The following is a 22,507-nucleotide window of genomic DNA, read 5'->3' on the forward strand; positions in this document are numbered from 1 at the left end:
GTGTTTTTATAATTTCGGGCCGTGAATTTATTGATATGACGCCTGAAAGACACGATAAACTGCTCACTGTATTGCAAAAAAGGCAGCCGGACATTACAGTGTTGCTGGAAAATATTACCGACCCGCACAACATTTCAGCGGTGATGCGTACCTGCGATGCAATAGGTATACCAGAAATTTATGTGCTCAACACGCTGGCCGATGCCCATAAACGTTGGGGCTTCAGAAGTTCCTCTTCTGCCTGGAAGTGGGTGAAGGTGCACCAGTTCTCCGATCCGGAAGCCTGTGTGGCAGCCATTCGTGCGCGCTATGGGCGCATTTTAACAACCCATTTGGGGACCGATTCCGTAGGTTTGTACGAGATCGATTTCAGGGAGCCGCTGGCGCTTGTTTTTGGCAACGAAAGAAAAGGTGTAACTGAAAAGCTCCGGGGATTGGCCGATGGCAATTTCGTGATTCCGCAAATGGGGGTGATCCAGTCGCTGAATATTTCTGTGGCCTGTGCGGTGACCCTTTATGAAGCGTTGCGGCAAAAGACAAATGCGGGACATTATGACCATCCGAAGTTGTCTCCCGAAGCCATCGATGCGCAAATGGAACACTGGAGCATCAACTGGCCCTCTCCTGAAGTGTGATCGAAAAAAGATTGAAATGAAAAGATTTTCACTGGTACTGATCGGTTTATTGTTGGTAATAATGGCCTCCGCCCAGGAGATTCGCCGCTGGAAAATCGCGGACCTGGAGCGTTACCTCGAACAAAGTGAAACACCCGTGGTCGTTAATTTCTGGGCCACATTCTGTAAACCTTGCGTGGAAGAAATACCCTGGTTCCAGGAGATCGCGGAGAAATACAAAGGACAGAAGGTGAAACTGCTACTGGTTAGCCTGGACCTGCCGTTTTTCTATCCGGCCAAAATCCAGGCTTTTGCGCAGAAACATCATTTCAACGCGGAGATCGTGTGGCTCGATGAAACGAATGCCGATGTGTTCTGTCCCAAAATCGATCCCTCCTGGTCAGGCGCCATCCCGGCCACCCTTTTTCTCAACAACAAAACGAAGCACCGCAAGTTTTTTGAGACCCAGATGAAAGCGCCTTTCTTTGAGGCGCGGCTGAAAGATGCAATTGGTTTGAATTAACGCTTCCACTATTTTTACAGCAAATCGCTTTATGAGAAAACCGGTAATACTCGCGGCAGTGCTGCTCATTGCATGGAATGTGCAGGCGCAGGACCAGACTGCCGTATTCAATTCCATTAATAAAGAAGTACAACAGCGTTCTGAAGCCTACCAGAACCTGAAAAAATCCACGGCAACAATCGGCCATCGTTTAACAGGTTCCACCAACGGAAAAAAGGCGGAAGAAGACGCTTTTCGTTTACTTAAAACTTATGGTCTCACCACCACTTTCCAGCCGTTCAAAGCCGAGAGCTGGAGCCGTGAGTCCATTCACCTGCATATTATTGGGCCCGATGGCCGCCAGGAAGAAGTGAAGGCCGTGGCATTGGGCCATTCTCCTGAAAAAGTGGACATCACCCACGAAATGGTGGATATGGGAAACGGACTGGAAGCGGATTATTTGTCGGCTCCTGAAAAAGCAAAAGGAAAAATCGTTTTCGCCGCGCTGGGCTTACTTCCCGGAACGGCCACAGGTACTAAAAACCTCCACCGTTCGGAAAAAACAGCGCTGGCGATCCGGTACGGGGCCGCTGGTGTAATCCTGTTTAACGGCGTGGAAGGCGGTATCCTGCTTACGGGAACTGCGTCGGTTACTGGAAAAGTGAACCCTATCCCGGCCGTAAACATTACATACGAAGATGGGATGCGCCTGAAACGGCAACTGGCATCGGGTGCGCTACGTGCTTCCGTTTCCATGCGCAATTTCAGCGGTACCATCGAAGCCAGGAACGTGATCGCTTCCATCCCCGGCAAAAAATACCCCAACGAAAAAATCGTGGTGGCCGCGCACCTGGATAGCTGGGACCTTGCAACAGGCGCGACAGATAACGGACTTGGCGCATATGAGATCATCGATATCGCCAGGACTTTTAAAGCATTGAACCTGTCTTTTGACAGAACTATCGAATTTGTGTTGTTTATGGGAGAAGAACAAGGGCTTCTCGGATCGAAATTTTATGTTGAGGACGCAAAAAAGAGCAATACGCTTGGGAATATTAAATATGTATTCAATTTTGATATGTCGGGTGCCACCATCGGATTTAATATCGGTGGACGAAAGGAGGCGCTATCTTTTTTTAAAGTCGTAGGTGAACAAATCCGTAAAACAGATACCGTTTTTCAGAACAGGATAGGTGAGGGGGCTGGCTTACACAGCGACCATCAGCCTTTTATGCTGGAAGGCATTCCTACCGCTTCTTCGGTGAACAATATGCCCTCGTCCATTTACAGGTGCTACCATGCAAGTTGTGATGATATCTCCTTGATTAAACCGGAATGGATGAAGGACCAGGTTCGGTTCTCCGCGATGATGATCTGGGCCATGGCGAATACTACGGAAATTCCAGCTACAAAACTCGATGATGCCGCCATAAAAACGTTCCTGGAGCAGGCTGGGTTGAAAGAACCGCTTAAAATAGCGGGCGACTGGCGGTGGAAGGAATAAATTTACTTACTTCGTGCAACGGTTAAAGCTCAAATTCAATCAAGGTACAAACAGATTAGCAGCATGAAGCAGTTTATATTGGGAATGTCCATTCTTTCCATTGTGTTTACGGGATGCCTGAAAACAGATGATCAGGCCTGTAATTATGATCCTTGTGCAGGCAAAGCTCCTGATGCGCAGGTGCTGGCATTGGAAACTTATCTAGACACAAATAACATTATTGCGACCAAACATTGCAGTGGCCTTTACTACAATATCACCGATTCTGGTTCAACAGAAAAACCAAAGGATATTTGTGGAAGTGTATTTGTCAGGTATTCAGGCAAACTGGTAAATGGGGCTACCTTTGATAGCAACGTGTCGGGTGTTGGATTTCAACTTGGTGGTTTAATAGAAGCCTGGAAAAAAGCCATCCCCCTGATCGGAAGAAATGGCAATATTACTATTTACGTTCCACCAGCACTCGGCTATGGAAGCGCGGATGTAAAAGATCAGCAAACACAACAAGTGGTCATTCCCGGCAATTCGATCCTGATATTTGAAGTAGAACTGGTAGACTTTAATTGATTCGTACATAGATTTGATCCTTACGTAAACCCCGGAATCCGTTCCGGGGTTTTTTCATATACATTTGTAAAAATTAAGCGCTTTGTCACAGGAATCCATCTCCGTATTCGATATGTTCAAAATTGGCGTAGGGCCATCCAGTTCTCATACACTTGGTCCCTGGAGGGCCGCGGCCATGTTCGCGCATAAAATCGCCACTGAACACGGGTTGGAAAATCTGGAAAAAGTACAGGTGCTTTTATATGGCTCACTCGCGAAAACCGGGAAAGGGCACGGTACGGATATCGCGGTGCAACTGGGCTTGTGCAATGAGGATCCGGTAACATTCGATACTACGAAATTGCAGGACCGCATTCATGATATTGCTGCTAAAGAGGAATTGAACTTTGCGGGGCAGCGGCTGATCCATTTTGTTCCTTCAACGGATATTGTATTTCTGTTCCAGGAATCACTTCCGTTCCATCCCAACGCGGTGACTTTCCTGGCTGAGATGCAGGGGGGCACAAACATTGCCGAAACCTATTACTCGATAGGCGGTGGTTTTGTGGTGCAGGAAAATGCCCCAAAGGGCGGTAGCGCATCTGTTCAATTGCCTTTCCCGATAGAAAAATCCGCTGACCTCATGCACTGGTGCATGAAAACGGGCATGAGCATCCATGAAATAGTGGCGGAGAATGAACTGAGTTGGCGGAGCGAGCAGGAGACGAGTGCGGGCGTATGGCATATATGGGAAACGATGCGCGACTGCATTTACAAGGGATGTCATACAGAAGGGGTTTTGCCCGGTGGATTGAAAGTGAAGCGAAGGGCTGCGGAACTGAACAGGAAACTGTTGGCCGGAAGAACCTATTCCGACTACGACAGTTGGCTGTTGGCGATCCGCGCCGGCGGCACCGACTTTAAATACATCCTCGACTGGGTAAGTTGTTTTGCATTAGCCGTAAATGAAGAAAATGCCTCATTCGGAAGAGTAGTAACGGCACCTACCAATGGAGCGGCAGGCGTTATTCCAGCCGTATTGCAATACTATGTGGCTTTCTGTGATGGGTATACGAAGGAAAAGATCATCCATTTTTTGCTGACCGCTTCCGAAATCGGCAGCATCTTCAAGAAAGGAGCCACCATATCTGCGGCTATGGGTGGCTGTCAGGCCGAAATCGGCGTTTCATCCGCGATGGCCGCGGCCGGTTTAACGGAAAGCATGGGCGCAACACAACGCCAGGCCATGATGGCCGCTGAAATAGCGATGGAACACCACCTCGGCCTCACCTGTGACCCCATTGCCGGGTTGGTGCAGGTACCCTGCATAGAAAGAAATACGATGGGCGCCATTAAAGCCATCACCGCTTCTCAACTGGCTTTACAAAGTTCTCCGGATTTTGCCAAAGTATCCCTCGACGCAGTGGTTAAAACCATGTGGGAAACCGCACTTGACATGAGCAGCAAATACAAGGAGACCGCCGACGGCGGACTTGCTGTGAACATTCCGCTCTCGCTTAGTGAATGCTGAGTGTTGATCCGGATTAACAATGCTCTAACAGCGGCGCATACATATAGCATATAAATTGTGGGCGTTTAACCATTAGCCCAGTCATGAAAAGAAACAAACCCTTACTCGTGGTACTGCTCCTTATTGCAGTTGCCATCCTTTCCTATTTCCTCTTCTTCAGCAAAAAAGAAACATCCGCCGAACTGGTACACCAGGTAAAGAAAGGTGATTTTGAAGTGATGATCACCACTTCCGGAGAACTTCGAAGCAAAAGCAATACACGGATCATGGCGCCGCCCGAACTGCAACAGGTGGGGGTTTACCAGATCAAAATCTCCGACATGGTCGCCGAAGGAAGCACCGTAAAGGAAGGTGAATTTGTTGCCAGCCTGGACAACAGCTCCCTCATGGATAAAATGAACCAGCAGCGGATCGAGATCGAAAAAATGAACGCACAGATCAAGCAGGCTACCCTGGATACCATGCTTGAAATGAGGGGCCTCCGCGATGAAATCCAGAACCTCGAATACGACCTGAAACAAAAGGTGCTTGAAAAAGAGCAAAGCAGGTTTGAAGCCCCCGCTGAAATTAACAGGGTGCAACTGGATTATGAGAAAACAGAAAGAACCCTTAAGCAGAAAAAAGAAAACTACAAAACAAAGCAAATACAGGCCCAGACCAAACTCCAGATCTACGGAAGCGATATGGCGCAACTCATGAACCGGAACGAGCGGCTCATGCGCCTGATGCAACAACTGAACATCACCGCGCCCAAAGGGGGAATGGTGATCTACGAAAAGAACTGGAACGGCCAGAAAAAAGCCGTCGGCTCCCAGATCGACCTCTGGAGCCCCACAGTGGCCACCCTGCCCGACCTCACACAAATGGAAGTGTTCACCTACGTAAACGAAGTGGACGTGCAACGTGTTCGTGTGGGGCAGAAAGTGAGTATCGCCCTCGATGCTTCTCCCGATAAGAAGTTGGAAGGCGTGGTGAAATCCGTCGCCAATATCGGGGAAGAGCGGCCCAACAGCGACGCCAAAGTATTCGAGGTACTCATAGATGTAACCACGAAAGACGATGAACTTCGTCCGGCCATGACCGTCTCCTGTAAGATACTTACCGAGCAATACAAAGATGTGGTACAGGTGCCTCTAGAAAGTATTTTTTCTGAAAGCGCAAAAAGCTTCGTGTACCTCCGTAAAGACGGTGTACTTCAAAAACAACAAGTGGTGGTGCATAGTTCCAATGAAACCGCGGCCATCATCAGTAACGGGCTTGCTGGTGGCGAAACAATTTTTCTTTCTCTCCCTTCCGATACTTCGGGACTGGCCTTTAAAGGCATAGATGCGAAGCAAACCAAAAAGCCAGCTCAATTGATCACGCTAGATAGCAGTCTGGTCAAACAAATGAAAGAGATGGCTGCCAAAGAAGCGAAGCAAAGTGCGCCGGCGAGTTCAGGCATGGTGATCATTGAATCTGAATAACCCTTTAACCTATAGCCATGAATTACTTACAGCGGTTGTGGTTCAACTTCCGGATCGGTCTGTCCGCGTTGTTGACCAACAGAGTGCGCGCCTTGCTCACCTCTCTCGGCATCATATTCGGTGTGGCGTCAGTGATCGCCATGCTGGCCATCGGGAAGGGGGCAGAAAGGGAGATACTTCAGCAGATCAAACAGGTTGGCTCCAATAATATCGTTGTGAAAGCAGTGATTCCCGGTTCAGGACGTCAGGAGCCAGCAGCGGAACAGTCGGATGAATCCGGAGAGGAAAAAGCCGTTGAAAAGAACATGGCCCCTAAAAGGAATGTTTCTTCCGGTTTACGACTCGCGGATGTTGAAAACCTCCTCCAGATACCTTCCATTTCGTATATCAGCGCCGAATCAGAAATGGATGTCAATATTCTTTACCAGGGTATTTCCGGTAAGGGAAAACTAACCGGTGTTACCAATCATTTCTTTGAATCCACCAATACCAAACTGGCCAAGGGCAAACTTTTTACGGAACAACACCTGGCTGAAGCCATTCCGGTATGCATCATTGGCTGGAACATTGAAAAGAAATATTTCCCGGGCATTAACCCTATCGGCCAGTCCATCAAATGTGGGCGCGAGTGGTTAAAAATTGTCGGTGTGTTGGAGCAGGGTGCAACCATTGGAAAAGAGTCTGCCCGGTTCTCGATCCGTGATGTGAATGAGCAGATATTCACCCCGCTACCCACCATGCTTATGCGCATACAGGACCGTTCCCGTCTAACGCCATATAAGATGCAAATGTACCGGAATTCCGGGGCAAGAGGCAACTACCACCAACTGGACAAAATGGTCATACATGTTGCTGAGACCGGCATGGTACAACCCACCGTTGAGCTGATGACCAGGATGCTGAACAGGCGGCACGGCGGCAGCAAAGATGTGGAGATCATTGTACCGGAATTGCTGTTGAAGCAGGAACAAAAAACAAAACAACTTTTTAATATCGTACTGGCCATTATCGCCTCTATCTCATTGATCGTCGGGGGCATCGGCATCATGAACATCATGCTGGCCTCCGTACTGGAAAGAACCAGGGAGATAGGACTTCGGCTCGCCATCGGCGCCACCAAAAAGGATGTGGTGCTTCAATTCCTGAGTGAGGCTATCAGCTTATGCGTTACCGGTGGCCTTATTGGTGTGCTGCTGGGCGTGGGCATCAGCATCGCGATCGAGAAAGTGACGGATATTGAAACTTCAGTGAGCCTTTTCTCCATCATGCTTTCTTTTTCCATTTCAGCACTTACCGGACTACTTTTCGGTTGGTTCCCGGCCCGGAAGGCGGCCGCCAACAACCCGGTTGTCAGTTTAAAAAGCGAATAACACACATAAACCCTTATACATGAAGTCATTCACCCTTGCGGCCGCGCTTTTTTTCACAAGCGTTCAGGTTTCCGCACAGGATAACATGCCCTTGTCGCTGGAAGAAGCGATCAACATGGGAAAATCCCAAAGCATGCTCTCCAAAAAAATCAACGCGGCATATGAATCCGTTCAGCACCGTTATAACGCGTTCATGGCCGGTTTAAAACCCCAGGTGTCCCTCAGTGGCGTGCTCCCTTCTTACGACAGTCGCCTGGATAATGTGGTGCAGCCCGATGGTTCGTATAAGGTGCAGTCTTTCCGCCGCTCCAATATCAGCACGAACCTGACGGTGGAACAGAATATCTTCTGGACTGGTGGGACCGCCTTCGTGACTTCCAACCTGAGCCAGTTCACCAACAAGCAGCCGTTTTTCCAAAAGCAGTTCCAGACCACACCTTTCGCCATAGGTGTGCGCCAGCCCCTCACATTATTCAATTCCGTTAAATGGAATTTTGAGCAGGAAAAACTCCGCATCAAACAGGCCGAAAAGGGACTGGTAGAGGACAATGAAGACCTCAGTGTGCGCATCACACAAACCTACTTCGATCTCTATGTGGCCAGCATGGAATATGAGAACGCCCGCAGCAACGAAGCCATCAACGATACGCTTTTTAAAATATCCCAGGGCAGGTTCAACGTAGGAAAGATCGCGGAGAACGAACTCCTCCAGGTGGAACTGCAATTAATGAACGCGAAGAACGCCGTCACCCAAAGCCAGGTGCGTGTGGAAGTTAATACCAAACGGCTCCGGAACCTGCTCAACATCACCGCTCCTGTAACCTTCAAACTAACTCCCGTAAAAGACGCGCCCATACTTGCGGTGGATAAAACCATCGCCATAAGAGAGGCCCGCGCCAACCGCAGTGACCTCATCGGATTGAGCCTGCTGGAAAACCAGGCGAAAGCCGACGTTAAAAGAAGTCAGAGCAACCGGTTCGCCAGCGGCGATATTTTCCTGAGCTATGGACTCAACCAAACCGCCACCTCTTTATCCAACGCCTACCAGGATCCGCTGAACGCGCAGCAGGTGAACATCGGGTACAGTATTCCACTCTTCGGATTCGGAAAGAACAAACACCAGGAAGAGGCGGCCCGAAAAAACCTGGAAGCGGTGCGCGCCGAGCAACAATACCAGCAGAAGGATTTTGACATTGAAGTGGAGAATGTCGTGAACAGGTTCATTCAATTGCAGACCGGTATTGTGATCGCAGCCAAAAGTGACACCATCGCCCAGAAAAGATATGATGTGGCCAAAAACAGGTACCTGCTCGGCAAGATCAGTATTACCGACCTGGGATTGGCGCAAGATGCCAAAGACAAAGCCCTGATTGATTACACCAGGATACTCCAGGAATACTGGGTAGCATATTATACCCTCCGGAGAATTACCTTATTCGATTTTGAAAAAGAACAAAAAATAACGGCCGGGGTTAGCCGCAAGTAACCAACCATTAAACCTTAAGAGGCGTATCAGCTAAGGCAATGCCCAATGCCCCGCTTTAGCTGGTACGCTTTCTTTTTCTGTCTATTTTTTATCCTTGATTTCCTGGATTCGGATGTTTTTCCACCGCACTTTTATGCCACCACCATCATGGATCTGCAAAGCGAGAAATCCATTCGCGGCGCCTATTTTTTCGTCCTTCAGAAACACCATCTGGGTACCATTCAGCCAGGTGGTCACTTCATCTCCGATCACCTGTATTTTCATGGTGTTCCATTCTCCGGGCTTCAGCGCGGCCTCTTTTTCCGCATCCGGTTTAATGAGCCATCCTCTGCCATAAGACTCATAGATGCCCCCTGAATGCAGCCCCGGAGGCGCTACTTCCACCTGCCATCCCTGAATTTTCACCCCTTCAATGGATGAACGGAAAAATACGCCGGAATTGCCATTGTCTTCCTGTTTAAAATCGAGTTCAAGGATGAAGTTTTTGTACTTCTTTTGGGTGGACAGGTAGCCATATTGCTTATCCGGCCCGCTCTCACAAACCAGTTCACCTTTATCTACATACCATTTTTCAGTACCGTGTACCGTCCAGCCGGAAAGGTTTTTCCCATTGAAGATGGATTTTCTTTTTTGCGCGTTTACCGAAACGCCTATAAAGGTCAGGAAGCCGATTGCAAGCAACAGTTTTTTCATCTGGTTGATTTATGATTACGAAGATAGAGCAAACTACCATCCGGGAATAAACGCGACGATTTCTTCCAGGAATTTCTTATCCGTTTCATCAAAATGATCCAGGTGTTCACTGTCAACATCCAGTACGGCCACCACTTCGCCGTTCCTCACCACGGGTACAACAATTTCCGATTTGGAAAGGCTGCTGCAGGCGATATGCCCCGGGAATGCGTCCACATCAGGAACGATCAGTGTTTCGGCTCTTTCCCAACTGGTACCACATACGCCTTTCCCTTTTTTAATACGGGTACAGGCGATTGGTCCCTGGAAGGGCCCGAGCACCAATTCGCTTTCTTTTACCAGGTAAAAACCTACCCACCACCACCTGAACTGCTCTTTCAATCCGCCTGAAATATTCGCGAGGTTAGCGATCAGGTCGGGTTCACCTTCCACCAGCGCCTTCAGTTGCGGCACCAGTGACTTATATTGTTCTTCCTTGGTTCCTTGTTCTACCAACAGGTCTTCAGCCATTTTCCTTTTTTTGCAAAGATACCGAAAGGATTGAAAAGGGAGGCCTCCACCGGAGCTTTGGCCTCCCGGACCTACTACCACCACTACACTTTTTTACCCTCCAGCACCAGGAGTTCCTGCGCGCACACTTCGGTTACATAGCGGCGTACACCTTCCTTGTCGGTATAGGTCCTGGATTGCAGTTTACCTTCCACGGCCACTTCGGTACCTTTATCCAACAGCTTTTCCGCGATTTCCGCAAGTTTCCCCCAGGCGATTACCTGGTGCCATTGCGTTTCCGTTACTTTTTCACCCTGGCTGTTCTTGTACGTTTCATTGGTAGCAATATTCATTTTTGCCAGTTTTTTCCCCGTATCCATTTCCCTGATGTCCGGTGCCGCACCGAGGTGACCGATCAATTGCACTTTGTTTTTTAAAGCATTCATGTTACACGATTTTTGATTTCTGAATATTCACGGCCGTTTTCAATACAAAATTGCACCTTCCGTTATTGAGCAGTCGAACGATAAGTGTTTATAACATGATATAAGCGTTAAAACACGGTTTAAAGGCTGAAACACAGCTGCTAGCTTTGCGCCATTGTTCACCAACAACTGATGTGATGGAAAGAAAATGTATCCAGTGCGGCGAAAAGATCAGGGGCCGGAGCGACAAAAAATATTGTGATGAAAACTGCAGAAATAATTACAACAACAGCCAGAAGGCCTGCACTACGCCTGATATACGGATCGTGAACCACCTGCTGAAAAAGAACAGGTCCATTCTGGACCAACTGCTGAAGGACTATGAAGAAGTGCTGGTTACCAAAGAGGAATTGCTGGCCCGTGGCTTCAGCTTTTATTATTTTACCCACCAGGTACCTAAAGAAACGGGCGGTTTCCGATGCGGATGCTATGATACCAGCTATGAAATGAAAGCGAAGGAAATGGTGCTGGTGCGGCGGCTGCGCCCCATTTACGCGGCTTTTCAGCTTAATTCGAAACCATTACTCAATGAAAAGTAATTGTCTGTTTTTTCTTACTTTCGCTCCGAAATGATGAATACCTCCTTCTTGAAAGTTACTCCACCCTGATATAATAATATCACACCCGGGCGTAAAGTCAAGGCTTTTGCTCAAATATGCTTTGTGTTCATTCTTCATTCTGGTTGCCTTCAAATTTTCTTTCATGGCTGCATTGTTTAACTTATTCGACTTTTCACAAAAAGTAAACTACAAAACCGAAATACTCGCGGGCCTGACCGTTGCTATGACGATGATCCCTGAATCTCTTTCTTTCGCGATTCTTGCCGGGTTTTCGCCGCTTACTGGCTTGTATGCCGCATTCATCATGGGGTTGGTAACCGCTGTACTGGGTGGTCGTCCGGGAATGGTGTCGGGTGGTGCAGGTGCAACAGTGGTGGTGCTGATCGCGTTGATGCAAAGTCACGGGTTGGAATATGTTTTCGCCGCGGTGCTGCTGGCGGGACTATTACAAATTCTGGTTGGCGTTTTTAAACTCGGGAAATTCATCAAACTTGTTCCGCAGCCGGTGATGTATGGATTTGTGAATGGACTGGCGGTGATCATTTTCATGTCTCAGTTGCAGCAGTTTCGGATGCCCGGAACCGGTTCCTGGCTAAGTGGAACAACGCTGTATGTAATGCTTTCGCTGGTATTGCTCACTGTACTGATCGTGATTTTTTTTCCTAAAATCACCAAAGCGGTACCCGCCTCGCTGGTTGCCATCGCGGTAGTGTTCGCGATTGTCGCTGGGTTTGGCATTGATACGAAAACAGTTAAAGACATCGCATCCATCAGCGGAGGATTTCCTCCTTTCCATCTTCCTGAAGTGCCGTTTAATCTTGAAATGCTGAAGGTGATTTTCCCGTATGCGCTGGTTATGGCCGGTGTTGGACTCATCGAAAGTTTGCTGACGCTGAATGTGGTGGATGAAATTACCGGAACCAGGGGCCGTGGCAATAAAGAATGTGTGGCACAGGGCAGTGCCAATGTATTGAACGGGCTCTTTACGGGCATGGGTGGTTGCGCCATGATCGCGCAAACATTTGTAAACCTTTCCGCGGGGTCAAGGGCGCGTTTATCGGGAATTGTGGCGGCACTTACAATATTGCTGATCATACTTTTCGGTGCGCCGGTGATTGAGAAAGTGCCGATGGCCGCATTAGTAGGCGTAATGGTGATGGTATCCATCGGCACGTTTGAATGGATAAGCTTACGCATCATCAACAAGATGCCCAAATCTGATATCATTGTAGGGGTGCTGGTTGCCGCGATTACGGTTTGGTTGCACAATCTGGCCTTAGCAGTCCTGATCGGTGTGGTCATTTCCGCGTTGGTATTCGCCTGGGAAAGCGCGAAAAGAATCCGTGCCCGGAAATACCTGGATGAAAACGGGGCGAAGCACTATGAAATATATGGCCCCCTGTTCTTCGGGTCCGTAACAAGGTTTACGGAGAAATTTGATGTGCAGGCTGATCCGGGCGAAGTGATCATAGACTTTAAAGAGAGCAGGGTGGTAGACATGAGCGCCATAGACGCATTAAACAAGCTCACGGAAAAATACCGGAGCGCCGGTAAAAAATTGCACCTGCTGCATTTGAGCCCTGATTGCAGGCAACTGTTAAAAAACGCTGCCGATGTGATTGAAGTGAATGTACTGGAGGATCCTGCATACAGCGTAGTGGGGAATGAATAAACCGCTTACTTCGCCCGTTTAACATCCACAATCGTTACCAATGGCCTGAAACGTTGCTTATATTCCGGCTGCTCATGGATTTTTTTTACCACGTCCATGCCTTCCAGTACTTTCCCGAAAGGCGCATATCCTAAACCGTCAGCATTGTTCTCGCCGCCGAAATCAAAACCGGGTTCATCTTCGAGGCAGATAAAAAATTCGGAGGTGGCGGTTCCCGGTTCAGCGCGCGCGAGGGAAACAGTGCCCCGCTTGTGCAGCAAGCCGGATTCCTTGGTTGATTCATGCGGAATGGGCTTCATCTTAGCCTTTAACTTGTAATTGGTAACCCATATTCCGCCCTGGATGAGTTGAGCGTGCAACGCACCGGAGATCTGGTTGTCGTCGCGCAGCACACGGTAGAAAGCACAATTTTTATAGTAGCCCGAGTCCACATTGGTAAGGAATCCGGCAACGGTGGCGGGTGCTTTTTCCGGGTAAAGTTCCATTTTGATGTCACCAAACTTCGTTTGCACGATCACCACGGGATGGTCGTAATGCTTTTGTGGTTCCTGTTCGGCACAGCCGGACAGGAGTATTGCGGGAAGGAACAGGTATGTGAGGAGAGATCGGAAATTCATACCTGCGAATTTACCGCCTTTTTGCTAACGTGCAGCCGTGTTTAACACATGCATTCTTGAGCAGACCGGACTTTTAACTGGTTTCTTTTCGTTTCACAAATTCTGAAGGCAACAGCCCGAACTGCTTCTGGAAATTCCGCGACAGGTGGCTGTGGGAATTGTACCCCACCATTTCCGCTACCTGGTTCACCGAAAGTTGGCCTTCCGCCAGCAAAGCGGCTGCTTTTTTCAAGCGGGTGATGTTGATGAGTTCGTTCGGAGTGAGGTCGGAAATATCTTTCAGTTTCCGGTACAAAGTTGGCCGGCTCATGTTCATGTAACGGGCCAGGTGCTCTACGTCGAGTTCCGTATCTGACAGGTGTTGCAGCACAATTTCATGCACCAGTTCCAGGAATTGTTCATCGGCCTTCGTATGCGCCATGGAGCGGATATGCGTAACCGGGGAATTGGAGAAATACTCCTTGATCTTGTTGCGGTTGATGAGGAGGTTGGCGATTTGAAGGTGCAGGAATTCCGGCGAAAAGGGCTTTTCGATATAAGCGTCCGCGCCCATTTCCAACCCATCCATTTTAGATTGAAGGGTGTTCTTCGCCGTAAGAAGGATCACGGGCACATGACTGGTTTCCACGTTTGACTTGATCTCCCTGCACAAGGTGAAGCCGTCCATTTCCGGCATCATCACGTCGCTGATCACAAGTTGAACACTTTCTGCGGAAAGTATTTCGAGTGCGTCTTTCCCGTTAACAGCGGTGCGGATCGTGTATTTTTCGCCGAGGTCATCTGAAAGGAAGTCCAGGATATCTTCGTTGTCGTCAATAATCAGTAGTACGGGTTTCATCGTTTTCTTGTTGAGCAGTTTCGTTTATTTGTTCAGGTTGTAGTGGAATGGAAAGTGTGAAAACATTCAATTCCGCGATGGAAGTATCCAGTTCAAGCGTTCCGTGATGGAGTCCCGCGAGCGACCTCGAAAGTGCAAGGCCGATGCCGCTTCCGGGCCGGTGGCTGTGGTGGTGGATACGGTAGAACGGTTCGAATATTTTTTCTTTCATTTCCAATGGAATCACCGGGCCATCGTTGCTGACGGTTATGCTGAAACGCGTTTCTGTAACACGTAATACCACCTCTACTTTCTTTTTGCCATAATTGAATGCGTTGGAAAGCAGGTTGCTGATCATTTTCTGTAGTGAATCCGTATCCGCCAGCGCCATTACGGGGTGGGGCGGAACATGCAGATTGAAGCTGATCTTTTTTTGTTCCGCCAGTGGTCTGAATACGGTACACATATCTTTCAATAGTGCGCCAATATTGGTTTCCACGAAATCTAGCCGGAAAGCATTGGTTTCCACGCGACGGAAATCGAGCAACTGACCGGTCAGTTCGAGCAGCCGGTCCGTATTCCGTTGCATGATCTTCAGTTGTTGCCCCCATTCAATACTCTCCCCGGCTTTCTTCATGATTTTTTCCATGGGAGCGCGGATCAAGGTAAGCGGGGTACGTATTTCATGGGCCACATCGGTAAAGAAATTTATTTTCGTCTGGTACAGTTCTTTCTCCTTTTCGTGTTCCATCAATTCGATCTTACGTTCTGTTTTTTCGTGCATCCGTTGCTGGTAGTTCCTGAAAAGCAGGTAAACGATGAGTGCGGCGATAAGAAAATAGGCGGTGAATGCCCAGTTACTTTCCCACCAGGGTGGTTGAATCAGTATCTGAAGCGTGGCGGTATCTTTTCCCCATAGTCCTTCGCTGTTGGCGGCCTGTACTTTAAACACATACCTTCCTGGCCGGAGGTTGGTGAAATACACTTTACGGTTGCTTTTCAGGTAGGTCCAGTCTTTATCGAGTCCTTCCAGAATGTATTTGTAACCCGTCATTTCCGGGGCCGTGAAAGCCGGTGCTGCGAAATCGATGCTGAACGATGATTCATCGTAAGAAAGCACAACTTCGGAAGTATGTACATTGGCTTTTTGCAGCGGCAGGGCAACAAGGTTGGAAGAGGGCTCTTTGTTGTTGATGTACAACCCGGTGATGTGAACCGGCGGAAAATACTGATTGTTGGTGAACGATGCGGGGCGGAAACGGATCAGACCTTTAGCCGTGCCGAGGTAAATTTGTCCGGAAGCGTCGCGGTACCCGGAATTGTAGTTGAACTGGTTACTGAGCAGGCCGTTGAAGGTGGTGTACACCTGAATGGCCCCGGTTCCGGGTTGAAAACGTACCAATCCGTTGGAGGTTGTGATCCAGAGGTTCCTGCGTTCATCTTCCAGTATCCGGAATATCGTATTGCCCGGTAATCCTTCTTTGGTGGTGATGGTGGTGAAACTTTGATCTTTTTCATTGAAACGGCAAAGTCCGCCGCCTTCTGTTCCAAACCACAACGTGCCATCGCTGGCCTGAAAGCCTGTGGTAACCGAATTACCGGGTAAACTCTTTTTCTGCTTCGCATGATGCAGGTAGTTAATAGTTTCGTTGTTCACCGGATCGTAGCGGAAAAGTCCGTTTCCTAAAGTGCCTATCCATAATACGCCATGCTTGTCTTCCGTGATGGAATGAATAAACGCGTTCTCCGCGACCTGCTTTACCGCCTCAAATTGCTGACCGGATTCCAGGAAGCGGTACAAACCCTGCCGGGTACCGATGAATATTTCTCCCGACCGGGTTTCATGGATCACCACGATAAAACTGCTTTTCAGTTGTTCCCCTTCTTTCCCTTCGGGAAAATGGCGGATCACTTTCCCGGAGTAGATATCCATGATATCCAAACCATGTTCAAAGGTGCCCACCCAAAGCTCATTTTTGCGCGCAAGCAAACCATGGATATTGGGGTAGGAGATGCCGACATCAGAACCCGTTAAGTGATAACTGGTAAACGTTCCTTTTCGTGGATCGAAGCGGTTCAGACCGGCATCTTCAGTGCCGATCCAGATGTTGCCGAAGCGGTCCTCACAAATTTCACGTACCGCGTTGCCGTGGATAGCCCCCGCTTCGGGCAGAGGGAAAAATTTCTCAAAAAGCGCATAGGGTTTGGCGTAGTAGGCCGCACCGCCGAAATACGTGCCGGCCCAGATACCACCTTCTTTGTCTTTCAGCAAAGTATAAACGGCATTGTCTGGCAGGGAAAACGGGTTGCCGTATTGTTTGCGTAACTGTGTGGTTTTCCCTGATACCGTATTGAGCAGGAATAGGCCGGATTCTGTTGCCACCCAATATTCGTCCTGTGCCGTTTGCAGAAAATCGCGGGCGAATATTTCATTGCCTTCGGCGTTATAGGTTAACACATCCTTGTGCGTACGCTGAATAGAGTGGAATTGTTTCACCCCATAATTGGAGGTGCCTACCATGATAAAGGGCCCGGAACCGGCGTAGATTTTCTCGATCCATTTAGGGTACGCATAAGTTTTTCCAGGAAAGAGGTTGTAAGAAAGAAAGGTGTCCTTCTCCGGAAGGTATTGCAGGAGCAGCCCTTGTGCGGTGCCCACCCATACTATTCCCTGTGTATCTATACAAACTGCCGTAGGTGATTCAACTGTTTTGCCGGAATACAATTTTGTTTGCACTGTTTGTTCATGAAACCGGATCAGTGAACGCCCCGCCACCATCCACAGGTTTCCTGAACGGTCCTTGCACATGTCTTTCACTTCCGTGCCACTTTTGTAAACGTGCCTGAACTGTTCGGTAGCCGGAAGGTACTTGTATACGCCGTTCCGTGTTCCGGCGTAAAGGGAATCTGTAGTGTCGATAAACATGCTCCTGATGAAATCATCCCCAATACTCAGACTGTCATCCGGATCATTTCTGAATACTTTGAAACCATAACCATCGAATCTGTTCAGCCCCTCTTTTGTTCCCATCCAAATAAAGCCGCCCTTGTCTTGGGCCATACAGAAAACGGTATTGTTGGAGAGGCCCTGTTCTACCTGGTAATGCCTGAAATAATGCGGCTGCGCCACCACCGGGCGCAAAAAAGCCGCGGCCATCAATATCAGGGAGAATAGTTGCTTCATCATAAACGGCAGGCATTGGAACGGGAAGTTACATTATAAAACGAAAGGTAACAGGCGGTGAAAGGATGAAACAATGCCTGAAAACCGCTTCTGCTGAAAAATGAGACGGAATAAAACAATTATGAAACATTTTTAAAGCGATGCTATTTATTTAAGCAGGAATTTCACCACATCAAACGATTGCCGAATTGCTATGTACTTCAACTACTTCTTATCCGGATCATTCTTCCGGCGGATCAGTTCCGGCGATCAGCAACTTTTATCAAAAACTAAACTGCTAACAATGAGTATGACAAAACGATTGCTCAGGTTTCTGCTCTTTGCCGCTATTTTTCTTCCCGTTTCGCAGGTGGTGTACGCACAACAGGTCGTGAACGGTACACTCAGAACTGCCTCCGGGGAAGCGATTCCCGGCGGTACCATTACTGTTAAGGGAACACAACGCTCCGTTGCCGCAACGGCAAATGGTCTTTTTTCCATAGAAGCCTCATCCGGAAGCGTATTGGTGGTTTCCAGCGTGGGGTATAATGAAAAAGAGGTGACCGTGAATGGTACCACCCTCAACATTATATTGGAACCTGCCGATGCTACGCTCAATGATGTGGTGGTAATAGGCTACCAGTCGGTGCGCCGCAAGGACCTCACCGGAGCCGTTGGCGTGGTGAATCCAGCGCAGGCCAACAGAAACGTGGCTTCTTCCGTAGCGGAATCCATCCAGGGACTTGCCACAGGCGTTACCGTGCGCAACAGCGGTTCTCCAGGCGCCATGGCTAAGATAGACATCAGGGGTGCAGGTACCTTCGCCAACAACAACCCGCTTTATATAATTGATGGCATGTACAGCGATGCCACGCCGGACTTCAACCCCAACGATATTGAATCCATCCAGATTCTGAAAGATGCTTCCGCCGCTGCGATCTATGGAAGCCGTGCCGCTAATGGCGTGATCATCATCACCACCAAAAAAGGAAAAGAAGGCCCCATGGTAGTAACCGGCTCCGTAAAAACCGGTATGCAGCAGATCCATAAAAAATGGGATATGATGGATGCGGGAGAATACCGCACACTGGCCACACAGTTGTATGCCAATGGCGGACTTCCGGTGCCAACCATCCTCACCAATGATTTCGATCCTTCCATTAATACAAACTGGCAGGATGCCTTTATGCGTACCGGAAATATCCAGGATTACAGTATGGCGCTCTCCGGTGGAAGCAATTCCGCCAACTATTACGTATCAGGAAGTTATTTTAAGAATAAAGGCGCCGTGATTGGGAACGAATTTGAACGCGCCAGTTTAAGGGTGAACACCAGCGGCAGGAAAGGCCGCTTCAGCTTTGGCCAGAACATGTTGCTCTCTTATACGCAGGATGATCCCGTAGCAGGAGATATCTTCACCAATCCTTTTGTGGACATGATCACCATGATTCCCGTGATCCCTGTTAAAGACGCATCCCGATTCGCCTCCGCCACCAATCCCGAAGGCTGGGGGATAGGAGTGAACAACGCTTACGTAAATACGCTTGCCGCGAATGTTCCTGCATTGCAGAGCCTGCTGCAGACCAATCAATACAATTTCAAAATAAGGGGCAATGCTTTCGCGGAACTCAGGCTACTCAACGGGCTGTCTTATAAATTCAATGCGGGCGCAGAAACCAGTTTCGACCGTTTCAAAGGATTCCGCCGCCCCGGCACCATACGCCAGGGCACGCCTTCTCCCATTGCCACTGCAGACGAGAACCGCGCGAATTTCCGTTCCTTTTTGTTTGAGCATACGCTGAATTATGACCAAAGTTTCGGTGCGCACCGCATCAGTGCAGTGGGCGGTTTCACCAATCAGACGAATACTTACGAAATACTCACCGGACAAAAATCAGGTTTCGAACCCGATGCCAACGGCAACTATACTTTCACCAACCTGAACCAGGGGCAGAACGCCATCACCACCAGCAGAGCAGATAAGTGGAACCTGGTGAGTTTTCTCGGTCGGCTCAACTACAGCTTCGAGGAAAAATACCTGGCCAGTCTTACTTTTCGCCGCGACGGAAGTTCGTTGTTCGGACCGGATCACCGCTGGGGAAACTTCCCTTCAGCATCAGTGGCCTGGCGCATCAGCAGGGAATCCTTCTTTAACGTGGACTGGATCAATGACCTGAAACTTCGTGCTTCTTACGGATCGCTTGGGAACAGTGAATTCCTTCGTCCCTGGCAGTATTTCGGTTCCATCAATCCATTTCCACGCGCGGTATTCGGAACAAATGAAGCCGAACAACTTGGCGCCATCAATACACAACTCGCGAATGCAGGGTTGCGTTGGGAAACGAAAAAGACCACCAACTTTGGTATAGACGGCGCGCTGCTGAACAACCGCCTGCTCTTTACCGCCGAATACTTTATCGCCAGTACGAATGATGTATTGGTGGATCTTCCCATCAGTTTAACAACAGGTAACGCGGGTGGCAATCCCCCTGTGAATGCCGCTTCCATCCGCAACAAAGGATTTGAACTGGGCATTACTTACAAAAGCGATCCGCAGCGTGCCTTTAAATGGGATGCCACGCTTAACTTCACCCTTATCCGCAACAAAGTCACCAGTTTTGGCGATACCACCACCAAATACACACAACTGGGCGATGCCCGCACACAATTGGGCCGCTCTATCGGAGAATGGTACGTGCTTCAAACTGATGGTCTCTTCCAGAACCAGGCTGAAATAGATGCGCACACCAATAAAAACGGTGAATTGCTGCAACCCTGGGCCCGTCCCGGCGACGTGCGTTACGTAGATACAGATGGCGATGGTGAACTGAACACCGATAAGGACCGTGTATATGCAGGTACCCCATGGGCTGATTTTGAAACCGGCGCTGTGCTGAATGCTTCCTGGAAAAACTTCAGCTTCAGCATGCAGTGGTACGCTGTTGTGGGCAACCAACTGTACAACAGGCCACGCTACAATGTGGACCGCATGGACCAGAATACCAACTTCAGGAAAGGGGCCAATCCCTGGACCGCGCAAAACCCGAATACGGATATGCCACGTGCGGCCATGGGCGCTCCCGATCAGGGTATCCAGTTCAATGTATTGCCCCAAACCGATCGCTGGCTGGAAGATGGTTCCTACCTGCGGCTCCGCAATGTTGAGATCGGATACAATATTCCCAGGACCACGCTTTCAAAAGCAGGTTTCAGTTCCGCAAGGGTATTCGTGAGCGGACAAAACCTGCTCACCTTCACCAAATACAAAGGACTGGATCCCGATATTACCGGTGTGAACATTTTTGAAAGAGGGCTGGACAACGGACAATATCCCGCCATGCGCATCCTTTCCGCAGGCATCAATTTCGGTTTCTGATCTTTCACTTTCAATCTTCAGCAATGAAAAAAATCATTCTTTATTCCATACTGCTCTTCACCTTTGCTTCCTGCAAAAAATCCATGGAACTGGATATTCCCAACCCGAATGTTCCGGATGAATCTAATTTCTGGCAAACGGGAACAGACGCACTGCTTGGGGTGAATGCGGTGTACGGCAATTTCTACCGCAACGGCGCACCTTTTTCGAGATGGATGCCGTTTTACATGGATGTGCGTTCCGATGATGGCTATTCCACCAGTCCCTGGAACGAACTCCGCAGCATCGGTGCGCACAACATCACCCAATACAGCTTTGAGGTAAACTACGACACCTGGTGGCACCACTGGAGAGGCGTTTACCGCGCCAACCAGGTGCTGGCAAGGGTTCCTTCCATTACCATGGATGAAAACCTCAAAAACAGGTACCTCGGGGAAGCGAAATTTCTCCGTGCCCTGTATTACTATAACCTGGTGACCATCTGGGGAAATATTCCGCTGATACTTGAACCATCTCAACCTTCCGACAAACCTTTCCAGGCACCGCAGGAACAGGTATGGGCACAGATTGAAAAAGACCTCACCGAAGCCGCTGCCGCTTTGCCGCCATCTTACAACAACGATAATATTGGCCGGGCCACTAAAGGTGCCGCGTATGCGCTCCTGGGAAGAGTACACCTGCAACAGAAAGAATACCAACCAGCAGTTGACGCTTTACGCTGGCTGGTGGAAGGCGATGGCCGCAGTTTGTACGACCTTACGGCCAATTACGCGGATAACTTCCGCCATACTACCGAAAACAATATTGAATCGGTATTTGAAATCCAGTTCAAAATGCGGGCTGAAAACAGCGGGGAAGATGGCCCCACGTCCAATGTGGGTACCAGTCGCGCCCCATTCTTCGGCCCTCCGGGCCACGGTTTCAACGACGCGAACATGAACAGGTGGGTGGTACATGAATTTCTGAAAGAAAATACGACCGGCGGACAAAGAGACCCACGCCTCGCCATTACCGCATTGTACGATTCCACCGATGTGCGCGGCCCTGATTTCAGCATTGTTTATGGCGGCACCTTCACCTCAAAAAACTATGACGCCAATACCCGGAACAGGGTGTGGTACCGTAAATACCTGGACGATTATTTCCGCATCAACGAATTTGAAATATTCAACAGCCCCGTGAATTTCCGTGTGATCCGTTTCGCAGATGTACTGCTGATGTACGCGGAAGCGCTCAACGAAGTGAACCGCACCGCCGAAGCGTACGCCCATGTTGACCGTGTGCGCCAGCGTGCGGGATTGCAGCGACTGAGTGTAACCATGCCCGGTATGAACAAAGAGCAGTTCCTCCGTCAGCTCATGCACGAAAGAATTACCGAACTAACGGGAGAATGTACCCGCTGGAATGACCTCGCCAGGTGGGGATTCTTTGACGATGCCACCAAACTCGCGGAGCTGAAAGCCCGCGATCCAGAGTTCAACAATTTTGTGATCGGCAGGAACAAATACATGCCCATCCCGCAAACGGAAATAGACATCAATCCGAACCTGAAACAGAACGATAACTGGTAAACTTTTTTCAATCCGTCATTTCTTTCTTTATCTAAAACAAGACCC

The 22,507-nt window shown here is 49.1% G+C and carries 18 protein-coding genes; 12 read left to right on the forward strand and 6 right to left on the reverse strand.

Going from position 1 to position 22,507, the window contains the following annotated elements; all coding sequences use genetic code 11:
* Nucleotides 1–35: 35 nt before the first annotated feature.
* From M4J38_RS07215 to M4J38_RS07250, 8 genes are all read left to right on the forward strand, one after another.
* On the forward strand, nt 36–635 hold the full coding sequence (locus M4J38_RS07215) for an RNA methyltransferase (protein ID WP_251758871.1): 600 nt from the start codon (nt 36–38) through the stop codon (nt 633–635).
* A 16-nt stretch (nt 636–651) separates the two neighbouring features.
* Nucleotides 652–1,137: a TlpA disulfide reductase family protein gene (locus M4J38_RS07220; RefSeq protein ID WP_251758872.1), complete on the forward strand. Its 486-nt coding sequence runs from the start codon at nt 652–654 to the stop codon at nt 1,135–1,137.
* A 31-nt stretch (nt 1,138–1,168) separates the two neighbouring features.
* Complete coding sequence (locus M4J38_RS07225) at nt 1,169–2,620, forward strand: M28 family peptidase (protein ID WP_251758873.1); 1,452 nt, start codon at nt 1,169–1,171, stop codon at nt 2,618–2,620.
* A 63-nt stretch (nt 2,621–2,683) separates the two neighbouring features.
* Entirely contained in the window at nt 2,684–3,187 is a 504-nt protein-coding gene (locus tag M4J38_RS07230; protein WP_251758874.1) for an FKBP-type peptidyl-prolyl cis-trans isomerase, read from the forward strand.
* An 82-nt stretch (nt 3,188–3,269) separates the two neighbouring features.
* Nucleotides 3,270–4,697, forward strand: a complete 1,428-nt coding sequence (locus M4J38_RS07235) for an L-serine ammonia-lyase (protein ID WP_251758875.1) — start codon at nt 3,270–3,272, stop codon at nt 4,695–4,697.
* Nucleotides 4,698–4,780: 83 nt separating this feature from the next.
* Nucleotides 4,781–6,163, forward strand: a complete 1,383-nt coding sequence (locus M4J38_RS07240) for an efflux RND transporter periplasmic adaptor subunit (protein WP_251758876.1) — start codon at nt 4,781–4,783, stop codon at nt 6,161–6,163.
* 17 nt (nt 6,164–6,180) lie between these two features.
* Entirely contained in the window at nt 6,181–7,533 is a 1,353-nt protein-coding gene (locus M4J38_RS07245; protein ID WP_251758877.1) for an ABC transporter permease, read from the forward strand.
* Between the two features lie 19 nt (nt 7,534–7,552).
* On the forward strand, nt 7,553–9,019 hold the full coding sequence (locus M4J38_RS07250; RefSeq protein ID WP_251758878.1) for a TolC family protein: 1,467 nt from the start codon (nt 7,553–7,555) through the stop codon (nt 9,017–9,019).
* An 81-nt stretch (nt 9,020–9,100) separates the two neighbouring features.
* Here M4J38_RS07250 and M4J38_RS07255 read toward each other — a convergent pair whose 3' ends face one another.
* The 3 genes from M4J38_RS07255 to M4J38_RS07265 form a co-directional block, all read right to left on the reverse strand.
* Entirely contained in the window at nt 9,101–9,712 is a 612-nt protein-coding gene (locus M4J38_RS07255; protein ID WP_251758879.1) for a DUF1080 domain-containing protein, read from the reverse strand.
* A gap of 33 nt (nt 9,713–9,745) precedes the next feature.
* Nucleotides 9,746–10,222 carry a GAF domain-containing protein gene (locus M4J38_RS07260; RefSeq protein ID WP_251758880.1) on the reverse strand — a complete coding sequence of 159 codons (477 nt, stop codon included), beginning with the start codon at nt 10,220–10,222 and terminating at the stop codon, nt 9,746–9,748.
* 83 nt (nt 10,223–10,305) lie between these two features.
* The gene (locus M4J38_RS07265; RefSeq protein WP_251758881.1) at nt 10,306–10,647 is read right to left on the reverse strand and encodes a single-stranded DNA-binding protein; all 342 of its coding nucleotides are present in this window, start codon (nt 10,645–10,647) and stop codon (nt 10,306–10,308) included.
* Between the two features lie 176 nt (nt 10,648–10,823).
* Here M4J38_RS07265 and M4J38_RS07270 point away from each other — a divergent pair, with 176 nt between their 5' ends.
* Together M4J38_RS07270 and M4J38_RS07275 are read left to right on the forward strand one after the other, a co-directional pair.
* A complete protein-coding gene (locus M4J38_RS07270; protein ID WP_251758882.1) occupies nt 10,824–11,225 on the forward strand; it encodes a hypothetical protein in 402 nt (133 codons plus the stop codon).
* Nucleotides 11,226–11,388: 163 nt separating this feature from the next.
* On the forward strand, nt 11,389–12,918 hold the full coding sequence (locus tag M4J38_RS07275) for a SulP family inorganic anion transporter (RefSeq protein WP_251758883.1): 1,530 nt from the start codon (nt 11,389–11,391) through the stop codon (nt 12,916–12,918).
* A gap of 5 nt (nt 12,919–12,923) precedes the next feature.
* On the opposite strand, the gene M4J38_RS07280 is transcribed toward M4J38_RS07275, so the two are convergent.
* From M4J38_RS07280 to M4J38_RS07290, 3 genes are all read right to left on the reverse strand, one after another.
* Nucleotides 12,924–13,535, reverse strand: a complete 612-nt coding sequence (locus tag M4J38_RS07280) for a peptidylprolyl isomerase (protein ID WP_251758884.1) — start codon at nt 13,533–13,535, stop codon at nt 12,924–12,926.
* Nucleotides 13,536–13,608: 73 nt separating this feature from the next.
* On the reverse strand, nt 13,609–14,373 hold the full coding sequence (locus M4J38_RS07285; protein ID WP_251758885.1) for a response regulator: 765 nt from the start codon (nt 14,371–14,373) through the stop codon (nt 13,609–13,611).
* Complete coding sequence (locus tag M4J38_RS07290) at nt 14,348–17,539, reverse strand: two-component regulator propeller domain-containing protein (RefSeq protein ID WP_251758886.1); 3,192 nt, start codon at nt 17,537–17,539, stop codon at nt 14,348–14,350. The genes M4J38_RS07285 and M4J38_RS07290 overlap by 26 nt, the downstream gene beginning before the upstream one ends.
* Before the next feature lie 286 nt (nt 17,540–17,825).
* On the opposite strand from M4J38_RS07290, the gene M4J38_RS07295 reads away from it, so the two are divergent.
* Entirely contained in the window at nt 17,826–20,891 is a 3,066-nt protein-coding gene (locus M4J38_RS07295) for a TonB-dependent receptor (RefSeq protein ID WP_251758887.1), read from the forward strand.
* Between the two features lie 23 nt (nt 20,892–20,914).
* Entirely contained in the window at nt 20,915–22,462 is a 1,548-nt protein-coding gene (locus M4J38_RS07300; protein ID WP_251758888.1) for a RagB/SusD family nutrient uptake outer membrane protein, read from the forward strand.
* Nucleotides 22,463–22,507: the final 45 nt, after the last annotated feature.

Source organism: Parasegetibacter sp. NRK P23 (genome assembly GCF_023721715.1).
GTDB lineage: Bacteria > Bacteroidota > Bacteroidia > Chitinophagales > Chitinophagaceae > Parasegetibacter.